Source organism: Streptomyces lanatus (genome assembly GCF_014655715.1).
GTDB classification, from domain to species: domain Bacteria; phylum Actinomycetota; class Actinomycetes; order Streptomycetales; family Streptomycetaceae; genus Streptomyces; species Streptomyces lanatus.
Genome location: NZ_BNBM01000001.1, coordinates 215,028 through 239,189 on the forward strand (window position 1 = coordinate 215,028; position 24,162 = coordinate 239,189).

Annotated in this window: 18 protein-coding genes; 12 read left to right on the top strand and 6 right to left on the bottom strand. The window is 70.1% G+C overall.

The features are described 5' to 3' along the window. The first annotated feature begins 9 nt into the window (after positions 1 to 9). Complete coding sequence (locus tag IE325_RS00990) at positions 10 to 534, top strand: toxin-antitoxin system, toxin component (protein WP_190068469.1); 525 nt, start codon at positions 10 to 12, stop codon at positions 532 to 534. A 118-nt stretch (positions 535 to 652) separates the two neighbouring features. Beyond that, positions 653 to 883, top strand: a complete 231-nt coding sequence (locus tag IE325_RS00995; protein ID WP_190067694.1) for a hypothetical protein — start codon at positions 653 to 655, stop codon at positions 881 to 883. Positions 884 to 905: 22 nt separating this feature from the next. Here IE325_RS00995 and IE325_RS01000 read toward each other — a convergent pair whose 3' ends face one another. Continuing rightward, positions 906 to 1,586 (bottom strand): 4'-phosphopantetheinyl transferase family protein, encoded by a 681-nt coding sequence (locus tag IE325_RS01000; protein ID WP_190067695.1) that lies wholly within the window; start codon positions 1,584 to 1,586, stop codon positions 906 to 908. After that, positions 1,583 to 2,470, bottom strand: a complete 888-nt coding sequence (locus IE325_RS01005) for a metallophosphoesterase family protein (protein WP_190067696.1) — start codon at positions 2,468 to 2,470, stop codon at positions 1,583 to 1,585. The genes IE325_RS01000 and IE325_RS01005 overlap by 4 nt, the downstream gene beginning before the upstream one ends. 336 nt (positions 2,471 to 2,806) lie before the next feature. Between IE325_RS01005 and IE325_RS01010 the strand changes: the two genes are divergently transcribed. Next, on the top strand, positions 2,807 to 3,940 hold the full coding sequence (locus IE325_RS01010; RefSeq protein WP_190067697.1) for an ATP-grasp domain-containing protein: 1,134 nt from the start codon (positions 2,807 to 2,809) through the stop codon (positions 3,938 to 3,940). A 195-nt stretch (positions 3,941 to 4,135) separates the two neighbouring features. Continuing rightward, on the top strand, positions 4,136 to 5,821 hold the full coding sequence (locus tag IE325_RS01015) for a carbohydrate binding domain-containing protein (RefSeq protein WP_190067698.1): 1,686 nt from the start codon (positions 4,136 to 4,138) through the stop codon (positions 5,819 to 5,821). A gap of 188 nt (positions 5,822 to 6,009) precedes the next feature. Here IE325_RS01015 and IE325_RS01020 read toward each other — a convergent pair whose 3' ends face one another. The 4 genes from IE325_RS01020 to IE325_RS01035 form a co-directional block, all read right to left on the bottom strand. Continuing rightward, complete coding sequence (locus IE325_RS01020; RefSeq protein WP_190067699.1) at positions 6,010 to 7,260, bottom strand: alpha-L-fucosidase; 1,251 nt, start codon at positions 7,258 to 7,260, stop codon at positions 6,010 to 6,012. Then, positions 7,260 to 10,346: an alpha-mannosidase gene (locus IE325_RS01025; RefSeq protein WP_190067700.1), complete on the bottom strand. Its 3,087-nt coding sequence runs from the start codon at positions 10,344 to 10,346 to the stop codon at positions 7,260 to 7,262. Before IE325_RS01025 ends, IE325_RS01020 begins: the two co-directional genes overlap by 1 nt. Positions 10,347 to 10,432: 86 nt before the next feature. Then, on the bottom strand, positions 10,433 to 11,773 hold the full coding sequence (locus IE325_RS01030) for a 6-phospho-beta-glucosidase (RefSeq protein ID WP_190067701.1): 1,341 nt from the start codon (positions 11,771 to 11,773) through the stop codon (positions 10,433 to 10,435). Beyond that, positions 11,770 to 12,534 (bottom strand): DeoR/GlpR family DNA-binding transcription regulator, encoded by a 765-nt coding sequence (locus IE325_RS01035; protein WP_190067702.1) that lies wholly within the window; start codon positions 12,532 to 12,534, stop codon positions 11,770 to 11,772. The genes IE325_RS01030 and IE325_RS01035 overlap by 4 nt, the downstream gene beginning before the upstream one ends. A 128-nt stretch (positions 12,535 to 12,662) precedes the next feature. On the opposite strand from IE325_RS01035, the gene IE325_RS01040 reads away from it, so the two are divergent. The 8 genes from IE325_RS01040 to IE325_RS01075 all read left to right on the top strand — a co-directional run bounded on the left by IE325_RS01040 (position 12,663) and on the right by IE325_RS01075 (position 24,158). Beyond that, positions 12,663 to 13,682 (top strand): carbohydrate kinase family protein, encoded by a 1,020-nt coding sequence (locus tag IE325_RS01040; RefSeq protein ID WP_190067703.1) that lies wholly within the window; start codon positions 12,663 to 12,665, stop codon positions 13,680 to 13,682. Between the two features lie 67 nt (positions 13,683 to 13,749). Continuing rightward, positions 13,750 to 15,036 carry an ABC transporter substrate-binding protein gene (locus IE325_RS01045; RefSeq protein WP_190067704.1) on the top strand — a complete coding sequence of 429 codons (1,287 nt, stop codon included), beginning with the start codon at positions 13,750 to 13,752 and terminating at the stop codon, positions 15,034 to 15,036. Beyond that, positions 15,036 to 15,986 carry a carbohydrate ABC transporter permease gene (locus IE325_RS01050; protein ID WP_190067705.1) on the top strand — a complete coding sequence of 317 codons (951 nt, stop codon included), beginning with the start codon at positions 15,036 to 15,038 and terminating at the stop codon, positions 15,984 to 15,986. The genes IE325_RS01045 and IE325_RS01050 overlap by 1 nt, the downstream gene beginning before the upstream one ends. 12 nt (positions 15,987 to 15,998) lie before the next feature. Then, entirely contained in the window at positions 15,999 to 16,838 is an 840-nt protein-coding gene (locus IE325_RS01055; RefSeq protein ID WP_190067706.1) for a carbohydrate ABC transporter permease, read from the top strand. Continuing rightward, the gene (locus tag IE325_RS01060) at positions 16,835 to 19,750 is read left to right on the top strand and encodes a glycoside hydrolase family 2 TIM barrel-domain containing protein (protein WP_190067707.1); all 2,916 of its coding nucleotides are present in this window, start codon (positions 16,835 to 16,837) and stop codon (positions 19,748 to 19,750) included. Before IE325_RS01055 ends, IE325_RS01060 begins: the two co-directional genes overlap by 4 nt. Positions 19,751 to 19,795: 45 nt before the next feature. Continuing rightward, the gene (locus tag IE325_RS01065) at positions 19,796 to 21,622 is read left to right on the top strand and encodes a LamG-like jellyroll fold domain-containing protein (RefSeq protein WP_190067708.1); all 1,827 of its coding nucleotides are present in this window, start codon (positions 19,796 to 19,798) and stop codon (positions 21,620 to 21,622) included. A 19-nt stretch (positions 21,623 to 21,641) separates the two neighbouring features. Beyond that, positions 21,642 to 23,312: a PHP domain-containing protein gene (locus IE325_RS01070; RefSeq protein ID WP_190067709.1), complete on the top strand. Its 1,671-nt coding sequence runs from the start codon at positions 21,642 to 21,644 to the stop codon at positions 23,310 to 23,312. Between the two features lie 3 nt (positions 23,313 to 23,315). After that, entirely contained in the window at positions 23,316 to 24,158 is an 843-nt protein-coding gene (locus tag IE325_RS01075; protein WP_190067710.1) for a hypothetical protein, read from the top strand. Positions 24,159 to 24,162: the final 4 nt, after the last annotated feature.

The following is a 24,162-nucleotide window of genomic DNA, read 5'->3' on the forward strand; positions in this document are numbered from 1 at the left end:
GGTAGGGAAATGCGCCGCCTGTGCGGCGAGTTGGTCGCGGAACTGGAGTTCCCCGCGCCCGCGGCGCCCGAGAAGCTGTACGGCGCTCTGTGCGAGGCCATGAGCAGCCGCCGCGGCCGTCCAGTCCACTTCCGTACGGCCGCCTTCCCGCCCGGCACGGCCAGCGGGCTGTGGCTCGACATGGCCGACCAGGACGTCGTGGTGATCGAGGAACGCACCGCGCCGGACCACCAGTTGGTGATCCTCGGCCATGAGCTGTGGCACATGCAGGCCGGTCACCACTCCCACAGCATCGAGGGCGCCGCGGTGGCGGCCCGGCTCCTCAGCGACGACGCCGATCTGCGCTCCACGGTCCTGAAGGTCGCCGCCCGCAGCCGCTTCGACGAGGCCGAGGAGAAGGAGGCCGAGAGCTTCGGCCTGCTGCTGGCCAGCAAGTGCCGTACTTGGCTGGCGTACTCGTCGGTGCGGGGGCAGCGGGACCATCTGGCGGGGCGGATCGAGGCGTCGCTGGGGTACCTGGGGCCACAGGGCTGACACACCGGCGCGCGAAGGCGCTGGTCGGAGCCGATTGTCAGTGGTGGACGGCAAGCTGGTGGTGCGCCCTCATGTACGGGGCGTGACGCGACGACGCCGACCAGGGGAGAGCCGACCGATGCCCACTGCCGTACTGACCGATCGCGAGCGCACCGCAGTCCAGGCCTATCTGCGGCTGTTGCACACCGTACGAGCCGCGTTCGACGGTCCTCCCGGGCAGGGCCGACCACCCGTGGTGCCGCCCAGTGTCCTCGCCGAGGCGGAACAGGCGCTGGCGGAGGCGGGCCTGACGGGTAACGAGGAGGAGTTCTTCCGGCTGCTGAAGGACTGGTGCCCCGCGGAGCCGTAGCGGACCCGACGCCCCCGGGGGTTCAGGCGTGCGGCACGCTCACGGCCGACGCCACCAGCCCCCGCTGGACCGTCCACCGGCCCTCGAAGACGTCGATACGGCGGTCGCCCACCAGCGGGCCGGGCACGAGGAGCCGGGCGCGCAGGCCACCGCTGTGCCGCTCACCGGGGTCGGCGAAGACGTCGATGTCGGCCTCGGTGAAGTCCAGCCACTCTCCGGTGAGGGGGAACCACGCCTTGTAGACGGACTCCTTGGCGCTGAACAGCAGCCGGTCCCAGTGGATGTCCGGGTGCTCGTCGGCCAGGCGGCGCAGCCGCTCCTCTTCGGCGGGCAGCGCGACGGCGGGCAGCACACCCTCCGGGAGGGTCTGGTGGGGTTCGGCGTCGATACCGAGGGAGGCCAGGTCGGCGGCGCGGACCAGCGCGGCGGCGGAGTAGCCGTCGCAGTGGGTCATGCTGCCGACCAGGCCGGCGGGCCAGCCCGGGGCGCCGCGTTCGCCGGGCAGGATCGGCCGCGGTGGCACACCGAGCTTCTCCATGGCGCGGCGGGCGCAGGAGCGTACGACGGCGAACTCCTGGCGGCGCTTGTCGACGGCCTTGGCGACGACCGCCTCCTCCTCGGGGTACAGCGACGCGACCGCGGCCTCGTCATGGCCGTACGCCTCGACGGTGACCACCGGCTCCGGCAGCAGTTCCTCGATCAACGCGCCCCGTCCTCCTCGGACTCCTCGGGCTCCTTGGGCTCGGCGGGCAGAATCCGGCGCAGTCGGCCAGGCGGGTCGGGCCGCTTGCGCCACTCGCGGGGGTATCCCACCGACACCTCCTCGAAGCGGACGCCCTCGTGCCAGGTGGTCCGCGGGATGTGGAGGTGTCCGTAGACCATGGTCTCGACGCGGAACCTGCGGTGCCAGTCCGCGGTCCGCCGGGTGCCGCACCACATGGCGAACTCGGGGTACCAGAGTACGTCCGTCGGGTGCCGGTCCAGCGGGTAGTGGTTGACGAGGACCGTGGGCAGGTCCTCGGGGAGTGCGGCGAGCCGGCGCTCGGTCTCGGCGACCCGGGCCTCGCACCAGGCCTCGCGGGACGGGTAGGGGTCGGGGTGCAGCAGGTATTCGTCGTTGCACACGATCCCGGTGCCGTGCGCGTACTTCAGCCCCTCCTCCTTGGTGGTGCAGCCGGAGGGCAGGAAGGAGTAGTCGTACAGCAGGAACAGCGGGGCCACGGCGACCGGACCGCCGGGGCCGTCCCAGACGGGATAGGGGTCCTCGGGGGTGATCACGCCGAGTTCCCGGCACACCTCGACCAGGTGCTCGTAGCGCTCGACGCCGCGCAGGGTGATCGGGTCCTTCGGGTGGGTCCACAGCTCATGGTTGCCGGGTGCCCAGACGACCTTGCGGAAGCGGCCGGCCAGCGTCTTGAGGGCCCAGCGGATGTCGGCGACGGACTCGGAGACATCACCGGCGACGAGCAGCCAGTCCTCGTCCGAGTCGGGGCGCATCCTCTCGACGAGGGCACGGTTCTCGTCGTACCCGATGTGCAGGTCACTGATGGCCAGCAGCTGTCCGGCACCGCCGGCCGTCGACGTCACCCTGCGCCCCTTCCGATCAACACGAACGATCAACACGAACGATCAACATGGACGATCACACGAATGACACCACGAGAACACACGGGGCACCAACGCTTCAAGGCCGGATCACGTCGTAGCCGGACCGGGAATGTCCCGGCGGACGAGACGGTCAGGAAGGATCCGCAATTCCGTAACACGTACGTTGCACGGGGCACCCCTTGAAACCCGTATGATCGCCCCAACACCACGCTCTGAACGTCCCCTCGCAAGGGGCGATTTGGTGACCCTCCAACCACCCTGCCCGGGCACGGGCCTGCTTCGCCCTGCCCGCGAACCCCGAAAGGACGGCCCTGCATGGTCTCTCGCGTACGCGTCTGGCTCAACCGCACGTACGCGGAGAACGTGTTCTTCATGGATCAGCTGCGACGAAATCCCAGCGATCGGGCCGTCGAGATCCATGCGACGCACGGGGACGCCGACTCCCCCGTGCTGGCCGCCGCCGACACCGCCGAACTGGAGCCAGAGGGCCTGTCCCCGGCCGGGTATGTGGAGTACGCCCTCGCGCAGTGCCGGCGCCGCGGGATCGATGTGTTCGTACCCCGGCTGCACCAGTCGGCGGTCGTGGCGCACCGCGCGGAGTTCGAGGCGGCGGGTACGGCGCTGCTGGCGCCGCCGCCGGAGGCCGTGGCGGTCTTCCACGACAAGGTGATCGCATACGAGGCCGTACAGGCGATCGGCGTGCCGGTGCCGCCGTGGTGGCGGGTGCGTACCGCCGATGAACTGGTCGCCGCCGTCGAGGAGTTGGAGGCGGCGGGACACAAGGCCTGCTTCAAGCCGGCGTCCGGTGCGGGCGGGGTGGGCTTCCGTGTCATCACCCGCGCCCCCTTCTCGCTGCTGCACCTCAACGGGTTCCCGACGCCGTATGTGCAGCTGGATCTGGTGCTGGACGCGTTGCGGCGGACCGACGAGACGGTGGACTGGCTGGTGATGCCGCGGCTGGAGCAGCCGGAGGTGTCGGTGGACTGCCTCACCGGTCCGGACAACCGGGTGCGGCTGGCGATCGGCCGGATCAAGAACGGGCGTCGGCGCGGGTTCACCCTGCAGGAGCAGTGGCTGGAGCCGGCGCGGATGATCGCTGAAGGCTTCGGGCTGCACTATCTGTCGAACATTCAGTTCCGGATGTTCGGGGACACGCCGGTGCTGATGGATGTCAACACGCGGCCGGCGGGCGGGTTGCATCAGCTGTCGCTGTGCGGGGTCAATGTGCCTTGGCTGGCCGTGCGGTTGGCCCTCGGCGATGACCCGGGAGAGGTTGTGCCACCGTTCGTCGGACAGGACTACACCGTCGTGTCCGGGCCGCGGCCGTTGCGGCCGGTGTCGATTCCGCAGCAGCGGGCGGAGGTGGAGGGGCCGTTGTTGCCGGCGATGCCAGCTCCGGCACCGGTTGACTCCGTCGGGAGTGGCGCTGCCCAGGTACTGCCGCTTTAGATTGAGCGCCGGGTGCGGGTTGTCTGTGGCTTGTCGCGCAGTTCCCCGCGCCCCTCGGTAGGCACAGTCTTCCTTGGTATGGACCAATCTCTGCGTTGAAGCTTGACAGCCGAGTTGGTCCATACCAATTTTGTTTGCGCACCTCTCTGCACCTCGTGCACTCCCGAACACCTCACGTTTCTCAGGGAGATCACCGTGCGCAATCAACCTCTCAGACGCCTCAGACGTCGACTTCTCGCTCTGCTCGGCTCCGCCGCTCTCGCGGTCGCCGGAGCCGTCGCCCTCCCCGGTACCGCCCACGCGGCGAACGTCCTGTCCAACCCCGGCTTCGAGTCGGGCGGACTCTCCCCCTGGTCCTGCACCGGCAATCTCGGCTCGGTCGTGTCCTCCCCCGTGCGCGCAGGGTCCAAGGCCCTCGCGGGGGCGGTGAGTTCGAGCGACATCGCAAAGTGCGGCCAGACCGTCTCCGTACGGCCGAACACCACATACGCGCTCAGCGGCTGGGTGCGCGGGTCGTACGTCTACCTCGGTGTGGACGGCGGTGCCTCCACCTGGACGTCGTCGCCGTCGGCGTACAGCCAGCTGTCCGTGTCGTTCACGACCGGCGCCTCCCAGACGAGCGCGACCGTCTATGTGCACGGCTGGTACGCCCAGGGCACCTACTACGCCGACGACATCTCTCTCGACGGTCCCGGTGGCGGCGGTTCCGACAGCCAGGCGCCCACCGCTCCGGGCAGCCTGCGCTCCACCGGCAAGACCTCGTCCAGCGTCTCGCTCGCGTGGAACGCCTCGACGGACAACGTCGGGGTCACCGGATACGACATCTACAGCGGCTCGAACCAGGTGCTGAGCGTGTCCGGTACGAGCGCCACGGTCGGCGGGCTCGCGGCGAGCACCTCGTACACCTTCACGGTGAAGGCGCGGGACGCCGCCGGGAACACCTCGCCCGCCTCCAACGCCGTCACCGTCACCACGGACACGGGCGGCGGTGGCGGCACCGGCTTCAAGCAGGCCGCGCCCTATCTGTACCTGGGCTGGGGCGATCCGCCGAGCGCGACCTCGGTGATGAGCGCGACCGGCGTGAAGTGGTTCACGATGGCGTTCATCCTCTCCTCCGGTGGCTGCAACCCCGCCTGGGACGGGCAGCGCGCCCTGACCGGCGGCAACGACCAGGCCGTCATCAACTCCATCCGGTCCGCCGGCGGTGACATCGTGCCGTCGATCGGCGGCTGGAGCGGCAACAAGCTCGGACCGAACTGCTCCAGCGCCGAGGCGCTGGCGGGGGCGTACCAGAAGGTCATCGACGCCTATGGGCTGAAGGCCATCGACGTCGACCTCGAGAACACGGATGAATTCGAGAACGCGACCGTGCAGGACCGGATCCTGAACGCCCTGAAGATCGTCAAGGCGAACAACCCGGGCCTGCGGACCGTCCTCACCTTCGGTACCTCGACGACCGGGCCGACGTACTGGGGCAACCGGCTCATCGAGCAGGCCAAGGCGCTCAACGCCGGTATCGACGTGTTCACGATCATGCCGTTCGACTTCGGCGGCGGCGCCGACATGTACGGCAACACCGTGAACGCGACGGAGGGGCTGAAGAACAAGCTGAAGTCCACCTTCGGGTGGGACGACGCGACGGCCTACGCCCACATCGGCATCTCCGGCATGAACGGGCTGTCCGACCAGCAGGAGCTCACCTCGCCCGAGACCTGGACCCGGATCCGGGACTGGTCGAACTCGCATCACATCGCCCGGCTCGCGTTCTGGTCGGTCAACCGTGACCGGCCGTGCCCGGGTGGCGGGGTCACCAGCAACTGCTCGGGGATCAGTCAGAGCAACTGGCAGTTCACGTCGATCACGGCCGGGTTCACCGGCTGAGGCGCCCCGGTCACCCTCCTGGGAGAATTTTTCCCGGGAGGGTGTATCAGGGCGCCGATCGCGTGCTCATAAGAGTGAAAGGCAACGGGGGAACGAGGGAAAACCGGGGGAAGCACGGGGGCTTCGGGCCGGCCGACCGCTGTCACGGGGGCAGCCGCCGGCCGGCCCGAAGTGTGCCGCACGGGGGGTCAGAAGCGGCCCGCGCCCCGGTACAGCTCCAGCTCCCCCTCCAGTTCGACCGCGAGCACCGTGGCGTGCGGGTCGAGGTCCGCCCCGGTGGGCGGTTCGATCCAGAGCACACCGGGTGTCTCGTGCAGACCTCCGGTGACCCGGTGGGCCAGTTCGCGGCCGCTGCCGAGCACCGTGACCCGGCGTACGCCGCCCAGCAGCCCGCGTACGTTGATCTCGGCGCGCGGGGCGTCGAAGAGGATCAGGTACAGGGTGCGGTGGTCCTTGGAGAGGGTGCTCGGGCCGTAGTGGTGTCCGGTGGGCAGGCCGCGTTCGGTGCCGTACACCGCTTCCGCGTGCTTGGCGATCCAGTCGCCGAGTCCCTCGAGGCGTTCGGCCTGTTCGGCCGGGATCGTGCCGTCCTCGCGCGGGCCCACGCTCAGCAGCAGGTTGCCGCCGCCCCCGATGGTCTCGGTGAAGTAGCGGATCAGTTGGTCGACCGACTTGTGGTTGTGGTCGTGGTGCTGATGGCCCCAGGAGTCGTTGATCGTCAGGCACAGCTCCCAGGGCCCCTCGGGCGGGACGACCGGGGCGCCCTGCTCGGGCGTGGCGTAGTCGCCCTCGCTGAGCATGCGGGCGTTGAAGACGACGTCCGGCACCTCGGAGCGGATCAGCTCGGCCAGCTGCGGGATACGCCACTGCTCCTCGCTGCGGTCCCACTCGCCGTCGAACCACAGCAGGTCCGGCTTGTAGCGGGACGTCAACTCCCGTATCTGGCCGTCCCGGTAGGCGAGGAAGCGGTCCCAGGCGGCCAGGTCCTCGTCCTCGGCGGCGACCTCGGAGTACCGGTTGTCCTCCAGCCCCGGCGGGCGGCCGGGCTTGCGGGTGGAGGCGTAGTCGGAGTGGCTCCAGTCCGAGTGGGAGTAGTACAGGCCGACCTTGAGGCCCTGCTCGCGCAGCGCGTCGGCGTAACCGGCGATGAGGTCGCGGCCCACGTTGAGATCGCCGTGGGCCGTGTCCCACAGGGCCACGCCGTCGTGGTGACGGCTGGTCAGGACGGCGTACTTGGCGCCGGCCCGCGCGAAGAGCTTCGCCCAGTCGCGCGGCTCGTAGCGGGACGCCGTGAACCGGTCGAACTGGGACATGTACCGGTTGTACGGGACGATGTCGTCGTAGAACGACCAGGACTCCTGGACGCCGTCGACGGCGTAGATGCCCCAGTGGATGAAGATCCCCAACTTGGCGTCGGTGAACCAGGGTTGGATGGCCATCACTGAGCTCCGGCACGCTGGAGGCGCAGGGTCAGGACCTGGAAGGGGCGCAGCGAGACCGCGACACCGCCATCGACTTCGGCCGGCTCCAGCGGGCGCTCCAGCAAGTCGGTGATCTGGGCGCCCGCCAGCGGGAACCCGGTGCGTACGACGCCCTGTGCCCGGCCGCCCCGCGACTCGTACAACCGCACCACCACGTCACCGGACTGGTCGTCGGCCAGCTTGACCGCCTCGACGGTCACGCCGTCGCCGTCCACGGAGACCACCGGTTCGGGGGCGCCGGCCGCGTCCGCCACGCGCAGCGGGAGGTTGAGGGCGTAGCCCTCGGCGACGGCGTCCTCGATGTCCGCGCCGGGGAGCAGGGAGTAGGTGAAGCGGTGCATGCCCTGGTCGGCCTCGGGGTCCGGGACGCGCGGGGCGCGCACCAGGCTGAGGCTGACCCTCGTCGTCGTACCTCCCCCAGCCTCCGGCCGGGGGGACCCCCATCTCGCTTCGCTCGCCTCGCGGACCGTGCGGGTGACGTCGTGGCCGTACGTCGAGTCGTTGATGACGGCGACGCCGTAGCCGGGCTCGGCGATGTGCACCCAGCGGTGGCCGGAGACCTCGAAGCGGGCCGCCTCCCAGCTGGTGTTGGTGTGGGTGGGGCGCTGGATGTGGCCGAACTGGATCTCGGCGGAGGAGTGCGGGGCGCGGATGTCCACCGGGAAGCCCGCCTTGAGGATCTTCTCGGCCTCGTGCCAGTCGATCTCGGTCTCGAAGTCGATCCGGGGGCTGCCGGCGCGCACGGTGATCGTCTGGGTGAGCTTGGAGCCCTTGCCGAAGGAGCGGGTGACGCGGATCGCGCCGAGGAGGGGGTCCTCCTCGACGACGGTGACCGACTCCGGCTCCAGCAGGTCCTTGTAGCGGTTCCGGTAGTGCTTGTCGATGTCCCAGGCGTCCCAGTAGTTGGGCAGGTCGGTGTGGAGGCGGAGCAGGTTGCCCTTGTCGGCCAGGACTTCGCGGTTCGCGCGGAGGTCGTACACGGAGGACAGGGTGCCGTCCTCGGCGACCTCGACCCGGACCAGGCCGTTGTCGAGGACGCGGCCGGTGACGGACACGGGGTGCTCGGGCTCGGCGGAGGCCAGGGGCGCGCTGCCGCTCGCGGGCACCTTCACAAACGCCGTTGCGCCCTCGGCCGTACGGACCACCTCGGCGCGTTCGAACGGGCTGGTGTTGAAGACCCGGGCCTCGCCGCCGCCCAGCGCCGCGACCGCCTCGGCCGTCAGCTCCTCCAACTCCCCTGCCACGCGGGCGTATTCGGCCTCGGCCTCGCGGTGCACCCAGGCGATCGAGGAGCCCGGCAGGATGTCGTGGAACTGGTGCAGCAGGACCGTCTTCCAGAGCCGGTCGAGCTTCTCGTACGGGTAGGCGTAGCCCGGCGCGTGCAGCGCGGCCGTCGTCGCCCACAGCTCGGCCTCGCGGAGCTTGTGTTCGCTGCGGCGGTTGCCCTGCTTGGTGCGGGCCTGGGAGGTGTAGGTGGCGCGGTGCAGCTCCAGGTAGAGCTCGCCGTTCCAGACCGGGGCGTCCTCGTACTCCGCGCGGGCCTTGGCGAAGAACTCGTCCGGGTGCTCCACGACGACCTTGGGCGAGCCCTCCAGGTCGGCGAGCCGGCGCGCCCGCTCCATGATCTCGCGGGTGGGGCCGCCACCGCCGTCGCCCCAGCCGAAGGGGGCCAGCGAGCGCGAACCGCCGCCCTTCTCCGAGTAGTTGCGGACGGCGCGGTCCATCTCCTCGCCGCTGAAGCGGGCGTTGTAGGTGTCGACGGGCGGGAAGTGGGTGAAGATGCGGGTGCCGTCGATGCCCTCCCACCAGAAGGTGTGGTGGGGGAACTTGTTGGTCTGGTTCCAGGAGATCTTCTGGGTCAGGAACCACTCGTTGCCGGCGAGCTTGGCGAGCTGCGGGTAGGCCGCGGTGTAGCCGAAGGAGTCCGGCAGCCACACGCCCTTGGTCTCGACGCCGAAGTGCTCGATGAAGAACCGCTTGCCGTGGATGAGCTGGCGGGCGATGGCCTCGCCGCCGGGCAGATTGCCGTCGGCCTCGACCCACATGCCGCCGACCGGCGCCCACTGGCCCTTCTTCACGGACTCCTGGATGCGGGCCCACACGTGCGGGTAGTTGTCGCGCACCCACTCGTACTGCTGGGCCTGTGAGCAGGCGAAGATGAAGTCGTCGTACTCGTCCGCGAGGGACGTGACGTTGGAGAAGGTGCGGGACGTCTTGCGCTTGGTCTCGCGGATGGGCCACAGCCAGGCCGAGTCGATGTGGGCGTGGCCGACACCGGAGATCGTGTGCGCACTGGCGTGCGCGGGCTTGGCGAGGACGGGGGCGAGTGCCTCGCGTACGGCCGTCGCGCTGCCGGAGATGTCGTCCAGGTCGAGGACGTCCATGGCCCGGTCGAGGGCGTGCATGATCTCGTGGCGGCGGGGCTCGTGCTCGCCGAGGTGGACCATGAGCTCGCGCAGCACCTGGAGGTCCAGGTCGAGGTGCCAGACCTCCTCGTCCAGGACGGCGATGTCGGCGCGCTGGAAGGTGTAGAGCGGCTTGTCGCCGGCGGTCAGGACGTCGCCGAGCGGGGTCGGGGCGGCGAAGTCGTTGGCGAGGATGTCGGGGTTGGAGGCGGCCTCGACGAGGTAGTCGATCTCCTCGCCGCCCGCGACCGGGTTGCCGATCGGGACGTACTGGTTGAGCGGGTTGACGGCCTTCAGGGGGCGGCCGTCGGCGAGGTGAACCAGGGCCTCGGCCTGGTTGCCGGGCCAGTCCCCCACGAAGCCGAGGTCGATGACCGCCTCGACCCGCCGTCCGGCCCACTCGGCAGGCACCTGTCCGCGCATCCGGAACCAGGTCGTGCCCCAGGGCGGGCCCCACGGGGTGTCCATCGCGAAGGGCGTGTACCGGGCGGCCGCGGCCTCCTCGAAGGAGACCGGCTCACCCGGCGCCTGCCAGGCCTCGACCTCGAAGGGGACGGTGGCCGAGTAGATCGCGGGCTTGATGCGCTGATTGTGGACGCGCTCGACGCGTTCCTCGATCCGGCGGCGTTCGTCGTGCATCAGGGTCTCCAGGGAGGGAGAGAACGGAGGGGGAAGCGAGGGGAGGGTTTACCGGAAGCCGCTGAAAGCGCTTTCCGAGACCAGCGCTACCTAAGGTACGCCAGCCCCGGATGGACGGCGGAGTACCCCTCCACCAGCCTGCGGGCCACGTTCACCGAGTCGACCAGCGGATGCAGCGCGAAGGCCTTCACGGCGGTCGTACGGGAGGCGGACTCGGCGGCGGCCAGCACCTCCCGCTCGACCGCCTTCACGGAGCAGACCAGCCCGGTGGCGTGGTCGGGCAGCGGGGCGACGGCGACCGGGTGGGCGCCGTTGGCGTCGACCAGGCAGGGCACCTCGATGACGGCGTCGGTGTCGAGCACCGACAGCGTGTTCTGGTTGCGGACGTTGAGGATCAGGGTGGTGCGTTCGTCGCGGGCGATGGCCCGCATCAGGGCGAGCGCGACCTTCTCGTAGCCGCCGGAGAGATCGTCGGCGTCGCGCTCGCCGGCGCCGGCCGTCTCCCGGTTCTCGGACATGTAGGTGGCCTCGCGCTCGGCGCGGGTGCGGTCCCAGATGTCCAGGGCGGAGGCGTCCGACCGCTCGACCTCCTGGTAGAAGTGCGCCTGCTGGTCGGCCAGGAAGGCGCCGCGGGTCTTGTCGGCCTGCTGGTAGGCGCGGACGGCCTCGCGGTTGAAGTAGTAGTAGTGCAGGTATTCGTTCGGGATGGCGCCGAGGGACTGGAGCCAGTCGACGCCGAAGAGCTTGCCCTCCTCGAAGGAGCCGAGCAGGTCGGGGTCCGCGAGCAGACGCGGGAGCTCGTCGCGCCCTGCGACGCGCAGGCCGCGCACCCAGCCGAGGTGGTTGAGGCCGACGTAGTCGATCCAGGCCTCGCCGGGGTTCTTGACACCGAGGACGCGGGCGATACGGCGGCCGAGGCCGACCGGTGAGTCGCAGATGCCGATGACGCGGTCGCCGAGATGGCGGGACATGGCCTCGGTGACCAGGCCCGCGGGGTTGGTGAAGTTGATGACCCAGGCGTCCGGCGCGAGGCGGGCGACCCGCTGGGCGATGTCGACGGCGACCGGGACGGTGCGCAGGCCGTAGGCGATGCCGCCCGCGCCGACCGTCTCCTGGCCGAGGACGCCCTGGTCGAGCGCGACCCGCTCGTCGTTGGCCCGGCCTTCGAGGCCGCCGACGCGGATCGCGGAGAAGACGAAGTCGGCGCCGCGCAGGGCCTCGTCCAGGTCGGTGGTGGCGGTGACCTGGGGCGCGTCGGGTACGGCCGCGGCCTGTTCGGCGAGCACGCGGGTCACGGCGGACAGTCTCCGCGCGTCCAGGTCGTGCAGTACGACATGGGTGACCCGGCCCTCGGCGCGGTCCGTCAGGAGCGCCCCGTACACGAGCGGCACACGGAATCCTCCGCCGCCCAGAATCGTCAGCTTCACGTCTGCACCTTTCCCGCCACGACGACCTCGACGCCCGCCTCCTGCAGAGAGGCCCGCGTCGCCGGGTCGACCGGCTCGTTCGTCACCACCACGTCCAGGTCCTCGGGACCGCACACCTTCGCCATGCCGTGCCCGGGGAACTTCGCCGCGTCGGCGAGCAGGACGACCTTCTCACCGGCCTTGATCATGGCCCGCTTGACCGGCACCTCGACGACCGTCGTGTCCATCACCTGCCCGCCCGGCCGCACCCCACTGGTGCCCAGGAACAGCCAGTCGGCATGCAGCTGGCGCAGATTGTCCTCGGTGAGGAAGCCGACCAGGGAGCGGTACTCGCGGCGGAGCATGCCGCCGAGCAGCACCAGCTCGATGCCCTCGTCGTCGGCGAGCTCCTCGTAGACCACCAGGTTGCTGGTGATCACGGTGAGGCGGCGGCCGTGCAGCTGGCGGGCGAGGCGGAAGGCGGTGGTGCCGATGTCGAGCAGCACGGACTGGCCGTCCTCGACCATGGCGGCCGCGTGCGCGGCTATGGCGTCCTTCTCGGCCACGCGCACCTCGGCGACCTCGGCGAAGGGCTGGTCGCCCTCCTCCACGACGGCGCCGCCGTGCACACGTGTCAGCAGGCCGTCCTCCTCGAGTTTGAGCAGGTCACGCCTGATGGTGGCGGGGCTCACACCCAGCTGCTCGGAGAGATCGGTCACGGCCGCGGGGCCGCCTGAGCGCAGGGCCCGCAGGATGAGTTGGTGTCGTCGTTCTGCCAGCACAGCGTGAACACTACTCGTCATCTTCAATCATCGCCATGCTCATTTCTGCTCGGGTATTGACCAATCTCCCGGAGCGGCGCACGATTCCGGTCATCGAAAATGACGAGTTTTGACGAGAGGGTGTGCGCGTGGACGACGACAGGCCCGACGTGCTCCTCACCGGGCTGCTGTTCTACGACCTGGTCCTCACGGGGCTCGGCAAGCCGCCGACCCCGGGCGAGGAGATCTGGACCGGCGGGATGGGCTGCGGTCCGGGCGGCATCGCGAACCTCGCGGTGGCCGCGTCCCGGTTCGGCCTGCGCACCTCGCTGGCCACGGTGTTCGGGGACGACCTGTACGGCGAGTACTGCCGGGACGTCCTGTGCGACCAGGAGGACATCGACCTGTCGCTCTCCCGCACCGCGGACGGCTGGCCCACCCCCGTCACCGTCTCCCTCGCCTACGGCCAGGACCGGGCTCTCGTCACCCACGGCCAGGAGCCCCCGTACTCGCAGGACGTGCTGATGGGCGACCCGCCCGAGGCGCGCACCGCCCTCGTGCACATCGAGGCCGAGCCCCGCGAGTGGCTCGCCAAGGCCGCGGCGGACGGCACCCACATCTACGCCGACGTCGGCTGGGACCCCACCCAGCAGTGGTCGACGGACCTCCTCGACCAGCTCCGGCTGTGCCATGCCTTCCTCCCCAATGAGACCGAGGCCATGGCGTACACCCGCACCGACAGCGCGGTCGCGGCGCTCGGCACGCTCAGCGAGCTGGTGCCGGTGGCCGTGGTGACGCGCGGCGGTGACGGGGCCGTGGCCGTCGATCAGATCACCGGCGAGTACGCGGAGGTCCCGGCCCTGCCCGTCGACGTCCTCGACGCGACGGGCGCCGGCGATGTCTTCGGGGCGAGCTTCGTGGCGGCCTCGCTGGGCGGCTGGCCCCTGGAGGAGCGGCTGCGGTTCGCCGTCCTCTCCGCCGGTCTCTCGGTCGGCCGGCACGGCGGTGCGCTGGCCGCGCCCGGCTGGTACGGCGTCGACCGCTGGTGGCGCTCCCTGACCGACCCCGACCTCAAGCGGTCGTACGGCTTCCTGGCGGACCGGCTCCCGGACGATCCCGGGCCGCCCGTCGCGTACGCCCCCGTGACCCCGCCCGCACGGCAGAACTGATCTCCCCCTGTCTTCCCCCACGCACCTCATGCGAAGTCCCGAAGAAACCCGAAAGGCGGTGGGAGCTGTGCGGCTCTCACGAAGAGGCCTGCTCCGCGCGGGCCTGGCCGGTACGGCCGCCACGGCGCTCGGCGGCCTGGCGTCCGGCTGTGCCGTTCCGACCGGCTCGACCGGCCGGAACATGGTCCTGTGGTACTGGAGCGGCGGTCTCAGCGACACGGTCGTCAAGAACGCCAAGGCGCGTTACGACAGCTCCGTGGACCTCGACGCCATCCAGATCGGCGGCCAGTACCGCTCGAAGCTCATCACCACCATCACCGGCCGGGCCCACATCCCCGACATCGCGGGGCTCAAGGGCGAGGACATGGCCGCCTATCTGCCGAACGCGGACCAGTTCATCGATCTGCGGACGCTGGGAGCCGAGAAGTACAAGGACCAGTACCTGTCCTGGAAGTGGGACCAGGGCATCGCCGACGACGGCACGATGGTCGGCTTCCCGATCGACTGCGGGCCGGTCGCGCACTACTACCAGTACGAGATCTTCCGCAGGGCGGGACTTCCCTACGAACCGGCCGACGTCTCCAAGGAGTTGAACACCTGGGAGCGGTTCTTCGACGCGGGTGAACAGCTCAGGAAGCGGATCCCGGGGACCATGCTCCTCACCGATGTGAACTCCGTCTTCGAGAACGTCGTGCAGCAGGGTTCCAAGCGGTACGTCGACAAGGACCGCCACTTCATCGGCGACCAGGAACATGTGCGCCGGGCCTGGGCGCTCGCCGTGGAGGCCAAACGGCGCGGGATCGTCTCGGATCTCGTCAGCGGCACCCCGGACCAGCTGTCGGCCAAGCAGGACGGCAAGCTGCCCAGCGAACTGGGCGCGTCCTGGGCGGCCTTCGACATCAAGAACGGTGTGCCGAAGGCCAAGGGCAGGTACCGGGTCGCCGACATGCCGGTGCGGCCCGCCAACAACGGCGGCTCGTTCCTGTCGATCACCAAGGCGTGCCGGGAGCCCGAGCAGGCCTTCGAGATCATCACCTGGATGCTCAACGCGGCCAACCAGGCACAGGGTTATGTCGACGCGGGCCTCTTCCCGTCCACGCCCGCCTCGTACGGCCTGAAGCAGATGCAGGAGCCGGACGAGTTCTTCGGCGGCCAGGTCACGACCGATGTCTTCGGGCCCGCCGCGCAGAAGATCGCCGTCGCCTACAACAGCCCGTTCGACGTCGCGCTCGGGCAGCCCATCAAGGACGAGATCAAGAACGTCGGCGTCCTCGGCAAGGACCCCAAGAAGGCCTGGAGTGACGCCATGAGCAAGTGCCGTCGCATCGCGAAGCACCTGGGGGTGAGCTACTGATGGCCGTCCTGGAGCAGACCCCGCCGGCGGTGGCACAGCCCTCGCCCACACAGCCCAAGAAGGGCTGGCGCAAGTACTGGCACCTCTACGCCGCGATCTCCCCCTTCTACCTGATCTTCCTCGGCTTCGGCCTGTTCCCGGTCGGCTTCTCGCTCTATCTGTCCCTCCACCGCTGGGACGGCCTCGGCTCGATGGAGTGGGCCGGGCTCTCGCAGTACCAGTACCTGCTGAGCGACAGCGACTTCTGGAACTCGATCGGCAACACGATCATCATCTGGGCGCTGGCCACCTTCCCCATGATCTTCCTGGCGATGGTCACGGCCGTGATGCTCAACTCGGCGGTCCGGTTCAAGGGCCTGTACCGCGTCGCGTACTTCCTGCCGAACGTCACCTCGGTCGTCGCGATCGCCATCGTCTTCGGCTCGATCTTCTCGACCAACTCCGGCCTGGTGAACGCCGTCTTCAACGCGGTGGGCCTCGACCAGGTGGCCTGGCTGAACACACCGTGGGGCATCAAGGTCACCATCGCGGCGCTGATGACCTGGCAGTGGACCGGCTACAACGCCATCATCTTCCTCGCCGGACTCCAGACCATCCCGAGCGACCTGTACGAGGCGGCGCGCATGGACGGTGCCGGCCCGGTCCAGACCTTCTTCCGGATCACGCTCCCGCTGCTGCGGCCCACCCTGCTGTTCGTGCTCGTCGTCTCCACGGTCACCGGCCTGCAGAGCTTCTCCGAACCGCAGGTCCTGCTCCAGACCTCGTCCAACGACTCGACGTTCGCGGGCGGTCCGGGCCACTCGGGCCAGACGATGGTCCTCTACTTCTTCCAGCAGACCTTCGACAACAACGACTTCGGGTACGGAGCCGCGGTGGCCTGGGGCATCTTCCTGGTCGTCGTGCTCTTCTCGATCATCAACTGGCGCCTCGTACAGCGCCGGGGCGAGTAGGAGGGGCCCATCATGTCTTCCATCAAGGGGTCCCGACGCAGAGGGATCGCGCTGCACCTGCCGCTGATCATCGGCACGCTGCTCTCGGCCTTCCCGTTCTACTGGGCCGTGATCATGTCGACGCACAGCTCGACGGAGATCTTCTCGTACCCGCCGAAACTGCTGCCGGGCACACACTTCCTGGAGAACGTCCGCAATCTCTTCGACGCCGTCGATTTCTTCGGGTCGATGTGGAACTCGCTGCTGGTCGCGGTGTCGGTGACCTTCCTGGTCCTGCTCTTCGACTCTTTGGCCGCCTTCGTCTTCGCCAAGTTCGAGTTCCCGGGCAAGAACCTGCTGTTCGGGCTGCTCATGGTCATCTTCATGGTGCCGGCGCAGCTGTCGGTCATCCCGCAGTTCGTCCTCATGGCGAAGATCGGCTGGATCGGCTCGATGACCGCGCTGATCGTGCCGGCCGCGGCCAACGCCTTCGGCATCTTCTGGATGCGCCAGTACATGAAGACGGCCATCCACGACGAGCTGCTCGACGCCTCCAAGCTCGACGGCGCGAACTTCCTGCGCCAGTACTGGCATGTGGCGCTGCCCGTGGTCCGCCCCGGCCTCGCCTTCCTCGGCATCTTCACCTTCATGGGCCAGTGGAACGACTTCGCCTGGCCCCTGATCGCCCTCACCAACCCGGACAATGTGACCCTCCAGGTCGCGCTGTCCCAGCTCAACGGCACCCACGGCACCACCGACTACGGCATCGTGATGACCGGCGCCCTGCTCGCCCTCATCCCGCTGCTGATCGTCTTCGCGATCGGCGCCCGCCAGATCATCGGCGACCTCGCGAAGGGAGCCGTACGCGGATGAACCCGCTGCTGGCTCTGCGCCCCTGGGAGACACCCGAGGTGACCTCCTGGGGGCGACTGCCCATGAACGCCGTCGACCGGCGCTCCGGAGCACTCCCCCTCGACGGCGACTGGCGCTTCCAGCTGCTGTCCACTCCGGACGCGCCGGTCGGCGGTGCCTGGTCGTCGTCGTACGTCCCCGGCGTCTGGACCATGCAGGGCACGGACGACCTGCCGCAGTACACCAACGTCCGTATGCCGTTCCCCGAGTTCCCGCCGCACTCCCCTCCGGCAAATCCGACGGGGGTGTACGAGCGTGAGGTGGACGTCCCCGCCGACTGGGCCGGGCGCCGGATCGTGCTCCAGGTCGGGGCCGCCGAGAGCGTGCTCCTGGTGCAGGTGGACGGGCGGCCCGTCGGTATCTCCAAGGACTCCCACCTGGCGGCCGAGTTCGAGCTGACGGGACTGGTGCGTGCCGGCGCGCGGGCCACCGTACGGCTGACCGTGGTGAAGTGGTCGGACGCCTCGCACATCGAGGACCAGGACCAGTGGTGGCACGGCGGGATCACACGGTCGGTGCTGCTGTACGCGACGGACCCGCTGCACCTCGCCGACGTGACCGTGCGGGCCGGGTACGGCGGCGATCTGCGCGTGGACTGCCGGGTGCGGGACGCGGGCGGTGCGCTGCCCGAGGGGTGGTATCTCACCGGCGAGCTGGACGGGCAGCCGCTCGCGCAGGACGCCGAGTTCGACCGGGCGAACGTGGACGACGAGCGGGTCTCCGACTTCCTCGGCGAGGCCCGGCTCCTTGCCACCGTCGCCGAGGTCCGTACCTGGAACGCGGAGACGCCCGAGTTGTACGACCTCACCGTCCGTCTGCACCGCGCGGACGGCACGGTCGCCGACACCTCCCGGCACCGGGTCGGCTTCCGGGACGTCGAGATCGTCGGCCGGGATCTGCTGGTGAACGGGGAGCGGGTGTTCATCCGGGGCGTCAACCGGCACGACTTCCACCCGCTGACCGGGCGGACGGTGTCGTACGACGACCTGCGCGCCGACCTCGTCCTGCTCAAGCGCTTCGGCTTCAACGCGATCCGCACCTCCCACTACCCGGGCGACCCGGCGCTGTACGACCTCGCCGACGAGCTCGGCTTCTACGTGGTGGACGAGGCGGACATCGAGTCCCACGACCACGCCCACGAGATCGCCGACGACCCGCGCTATCTGAACGCCTTCGTGGACCGTGTCTCCCGCATGGTGCTCCGCGACAAGAACCATCCGTCGGTGATCATCTGGTCGCTGGGCAACGAGTCCGACTACGGTGCCAACCATGACGCGGCGGCCGGCTGGGTGCGCCGGCACGACCCGACGCGGCCGATCCAGTACGAGGGGGCGGCCAAGCTCGACTGGGCGGCGACGGACGACGCCTCCGACATCGCCTGCCCCATGTACGCGCCCATCGAGGACTGCGTCGCGCACGCGCTCTCCGGCGAGCAGACCAGGCCGCTCATCCAGTGCGAGTACTCGCACGCCATGGGCAACAGCAACGGCACGCTGGCCGACCACTGGGCCGCCATCGAGGCCACCCCGGGTCTTCAGGGCGGGTTCATCTGGGAGTTCTGGGACCACGGAATTCTTCAGCGCGTGAGCGACGGAAGACCGGTCGGGCGTGGGGGCGCCGGACTCTACGACAACGGTGTCGCCGCGCCCGGGTACCGCTGGGCGTACGGCGGTGACTTCGGCGAGACGATCCACGACGGCGCGTTCATCGCGGACGGCGTGGTGTTTCCCGACCGCACGCCCAAGCCGGCGATGTACGAGCACCGGGAGATCGCGGCCCCGGTGCGCATCGAGGCCTACCGGCACGAGGGCATCGTCCTGACCAACCACCAGCACTTCCGGGGCTTCGACTGGCTGACGGCCGTATGGGAGCTGTCCCTTGCGGACGGCCGCACCCTGACCGCACCGGCCGAGCTGCCCGAGCTGTGCCCGGGTGAGACGGCGGCGGTGCCGCTGCCATTCGCGCTGCCGGAGGACGGCGGCGAGGCGTGGCTGACGCTGCGGGTGACGACGGCGCAGGACCTGCCGTGGGCGCCGCGTGGCACCGAGGTGTGTGTGCCGCAGGTACGGCTGCGCGGGCCCGCCACCGTCCAGGTCGCTCCGGTGGACCGTCGGGTCGAGGTGGACGGCGAGGGTCTCCTCGTCCACCCGCTGCTGGCGGTGGCGCCCACGCTCTCGCTGTGGCGGGCGCCCACCGACAACGATGAGCTCGGCGGCATGGCCGGGCACTGGCGGAGCTGGGGGCTCGACGCGCTGGTGCGCAAGGTCGTGTCGGTGCGCGAGGACTCCGGCCGGGTGAGCGTGGAGGCCGAGTACGCGGGCACGACCGGTGTCGTACGGCACCGGCAGGTGCTGACGCCCGTCGAGGGCGGCGTCCGCGTCGACGAGGAGGCCGAGCTGCCGGAGGCGTTCGACGACGTGGCGAGGGTCGGCACGGTCTTCGAGACGGTCGCCGGGCTCGATCTGCTGGAGTGGTTCGGGCAGGGGCCGTGGGAGTCGTATCCCGACCGCAGCGCGGGCGCGCCGGTCGGCCATCACTCCGTACCGGTCGATGAGTTGTTCACCCCGTATCTGCGCCCGCAGGAGAGCGGCGGTCGGCACGGCGTACGGCGGTTCACGCTGTCGGCGCCCGACGCCACCGGGCTCTCGGTCGCCCTGGACACGCCCCGCCAGGTCTCCGTGACCCGCTACCGGGCCGAGGACCTCGCCGCCGCCGACCACCACGACGAGCTGGTCCCGCGGCCCGGCTGTGTGGTCCACCTCGACGCCGCGCACCGCGGCCTCGGTACCGCCTCGTGCGGGCCCGACACCTCCCCTTCCTATCTCGTCGCGCCGGGCATCCACCGCTGGAGCTGGACCCTGCGCGTTCTCTGAACTCCCCCCACGCCTCCCCTCCCCGTCACCCTTCACGGAGCACACGTGTGTACTTCGCATGACCACGACCCGGGCGAGGCCGCGCAGGCCGGCGCCGGACGACGCAGTTTCCTGCGGGCCACGGCGCTGCTCGGTGCCGCCGCGACGGCCTCGGTCGCCGTCCCGGCGGTGGCCGAGGCCGCGCCCGCCGGCAACTGGCGGCCGGACGCCGACAGCCGCCGCTTCACGCTGGCCGTGATGCCCGACACCCAGTACCTCTTCGATGGGCCGAGCATCAACCCGGCGCCGATCGAGGCGTCCCTGCGGTATCTCCTGGAGCACGGCCGGGAGGACAACATCGTCTTCCTGTCCCACCTCGGCGACCTCACCGAGAACGGGGCGAAGGACGAGTTCGCGGCGATCGGCAAGGCGTTCGAGCTGCTCGACCGGCGCGGTGTCGGCTACAGCGTCCTCGCCGGCAACCACGACGTGAAGTCGTCCACGAACGACCAGCGCGGTGCGACGCCGTATCTGGACACGTTCGGCCCGGACCGCTTCCAGGGCAAGTCCACCTTCGGGGGCGCCTCTTCGGACGGGTACAACACCTACCACCTGTTCCGGGCGGCGGGCCGTGAGTGGATGGTGCTCGCGCTGGACTGGCGGCTGTCGGAGAACGGGTACGCCTGGGCGAAGGACGTGCTCGCCCGGCACCCGAAGACGCCGGTGGTCCTCACCACCCATGAACTGGTCGTCGGGGACGACGAGTTGTCGTCCTACGGGCAGCAGCTGTGGGACCAGCTGGTCAAGGACCACGACCAGATCTTCCTCACCCTCAACGGGCACTACTGGCCCGCGGGCCGGGCCACCCGCAAGAACGCGGCGGGCAACGACGTCCATCTGCATCTGACGAACTACCAGAACCGCTACTTCGGCGGCGCGGCGATGATCCGCCTCTACCACTTCGACCTGGACCGCAACGTCATCGACGTCGAGACGGTCTCCCCGTGGATCCTCGGCCGTGCCGCGAAGGGCCTCAACGAGCTGGAGCGGCAGGAGATCGAGCTCAGCGGCGACGCCGACCGGTTCTCCGTCGACATCGACTTCGCGGACCGCTTCTCCGGCTTCGCCCCGGTGCCGGCCCGCCCGGCGCGCCCCGCGTCGAAGATGCTGATCCGGGGCACGGCCGCCTACTGGCGCTTCGACTCCCCCGCCTCGGGCACGATCCGCGACCTGTCCGGCCACGGCAACGACCTCACCGTGGTCTCCGTGGGCGGCGGCACGCTCGGCTGGTCGGCCGACCACCACCCCGACCAGCCCGGTCACGGCAGCCTGGAGTTCACCGGCTTCAAGTCCCCGCTGAAGGGCGCGTATCTGCGCACGGTCGACGGCGCCCCGCTGAACCGGGCCACCTTCCGCGACGGTTACACCATCGAGGCGTTCTACCGGGTGCCCGCCGACTGGGACGCCTCGCACAACGCCTGGGCGGGCCTGGTCGGCCGTAGCGGGACGGGCGGCGCAGCCGGCAAGACCGAGGGCGACCCCGACGAGCCCCTCGCCACGCTCTCCCTGTCCGACGGGCCCGGCCCGCAGTGGGCGGTCCGGCCGCTCAACCAGCAGGGCATCGCCACCAACTGGGGCGACGAGACCGCGCGCGAGGAGTGGTGGCACGTCGCCGTCGTCAATGACGGACGGCACACCACGATGTACGCCCAGAGCTCCCCCGTGGCCCGCAATCCGCACGCCACCGCGATCGGCCTCACCACGGTCGGCCTGCCCTGGCTGCTCGGCGGCTACGAGTACGGCGGCAAGATCGACCAGATCCTGTACGGCCGCCTCGGCGACGTCCGGATCGTCGAACGGGCGCTGCCCGTCACGTCCTTCATGACCCACTGACGCCCTTTCGAGGATCACCATGACCGAGCAGCAACTGCCCACCTGGGCCGACCCGTCCGTCTCCCCCGCCGACCTCGATCCGCAGGGCGTGTCCCGGCGCGGACTCCTGCGCAGCGCGGGCCTCTTCGGTGCCGCGTTCGCCCTCGGGACCACCGCGACCCCGGCGCTCGCGGCCGACGACCGGCATCTCGGCGGCGACGACCCCCGCCTCGCCTACCTCGTCGGCGACCATCACATCCACACCGTCTACAGCCACGACGCCAAGTACACGTTCTCCCAGCTGGCCGCCGCGGGCGCCCGGTACGGCCTGGACTGGATGGTGTTCACCGAGCACTCCAACTTCGGGCACGCCGATTACGGCGCCGCCCTGGAGCACCGGGAGATCCTCAGGGCCCGCGCCGAGAACCCCCGTCAGCTGATCTTCCAGGGCCTGGAGTGGTACATCCCGGCCGCCGAGCACTGCACGGTCTTCGCCGCGCCCGGCCGCCACGAGGTGGACCTGCTCACGCAGTTCGAGAGCGCCTACGACGGCAAGCTCCTCGGCTACGACAAGGGCGGCCCGGCGGACGCGGACACCGCCCGCAACGAGGCCCACGCCGTCAAGGCCATCAAGTGGCTGGCCGAGCAGCGCCGCAAGGGCTATGTCGACGACGTCCTCGTCCTCGCCAACCACCCGCTGCGCCTCGGCATCGACTCCCCGCACGAGATGCGGGCCTGGCGGGACGCGGCCCCCGAGATCATGATCGGCATGGAGGGCGCGCCCGGCGCCCAGGGCGCGGCGATCCCCGGCTGGCGCGGGGCGACGTCGATGCGCGGCGAGTACGAGAACAAGCCGTCGGCGCAGTCCTGGCCGGGCTATCCGGCGGAGGCGTTCCTGACGTACGGCGGCTTCGACTGGGCGACGGCGACGGTCGGCGGTCTGTGGGACTCGATGCTGGCCGAGGGCAGGCTGTTCTCGATCACCACCAACTCCGACGCCCATCGCATCGTCTTCGACACCTGGAAGAACGGCGACTGGCCGGCGGGCCAGATCTTCGACAACACCGGCAAGCTCCCGGACCCGGTCAACACCGACACCCCGCAGCCGAGCAGCGACTTCTGGCCGGGCCAGTTCAGCCGCACCCACGTCGGTGTGACCCGCTACGGCTACCGCGCGGTGATGGCGGGCCTGCGCGCGGGCCGGGTCTGGCTGGACCACGGGCATCTGCTGGACGGCCTCGACGTACGCCTGAAGCGGGACTGCGACCACGGCCGCGGTGTCACGCTGGGCGGCCGGCTGCGGGTCCGCAAGGGCGAGAAGCTCACGCTGAACGTGACGGTGACGACGGCCTCCCGCCCCAACTCGCAGGGTGTCCTGCCCGAGTTGGCGCACGTGGATGTCATCCGAGGCGCGGTGCGCGGCCCGGTGGCGGACCGCGATGTCTGGCAGGCGCCCGACACCAGGGTCGTGGCGACGAAGGACGTGTCCGGCCGCAAGGGCACCTACACTCTGCGCATCCCGCTGACCGCCGGGGACAAGCCCTTCTACGTCCGGCTGCGCGGCAGCGACGGCCATCGCAACGGCGCCGGTTACCTCGGTGCCTCGATCGACCCGCACGGGCCGATCCCGCACGCGCCCGGGGACGGTGACCCGTGGGCGGATACGTGGTTCTATTCGAATCCCGTATTCGTCGATGTGGCAGGTGCCTGACTGATGAAGCGTCAACTGACCCTCGTAGCAGCCTTATTGAGCGCGCTCGCCCTGGGCGCGGGCACCGCGTCCGCGGCCGGTGACCCGGCCTGGGTGGAGTCCGGCACGGCGCACACCGACACCCTGGGCGGCGGGCAGGGGCTCGCCACCCGGGCGGACGGCTCGTTGCTGTACCGGGGCCTGGCGAGCATCCCGCTGGATCTGCGGTTCAAGGGCTGGAACCACATCGGTGACCCCGACATCGCCCGCGGCCACACCTTCGACGCCTACCAGGGCCCGGACACGGCCACGTCCAAGATGTTCGCGGTGACGACCCCGTCCGGGAAGCGCTACGAGTACGTCCATCAGCTCAACCCGGGCGAGAAGCTGAACAACTCCTTCGCCACCGTCTCGCCCGACGGCCAGTGGCTGGTGTCGGGCGAGTGGGGGGAGCAGCGAAGACTCCAGGTCTTCCCCGCTCCCCTGCTCAACCCGTCCACCCCGCAGACCGGCGGTGACCTGAAGGAGGCCTGGCAGATCACCCTGGACAAGCCGGTGCGCGACATCCAGGGCTGCGACTTCGTGACGGACACACGTCTGGTGTGCGCCTCGAACGACGCCACGGGGACGCTGTTCCCCGAGATCCGCCCGCTCCTCCAGGTCGACCTGCCGCGCAAGGTCGACGGCCAGCCGGTCACCGGCACGGTGAAGAGCCTGTTCGCCCTGCCCCAACGCAGCGTGTGCACGGGCACGTTCGAGACGGAGGGCGTCGACTTCGACGCCGGAAGCGGCACCCTGCGGGCGGAGATGATTCCGCCCGGCGTGTGCGCGGTGGCGACCGCCGTGTACTCCTACAAGCAGGGCTGAGGGG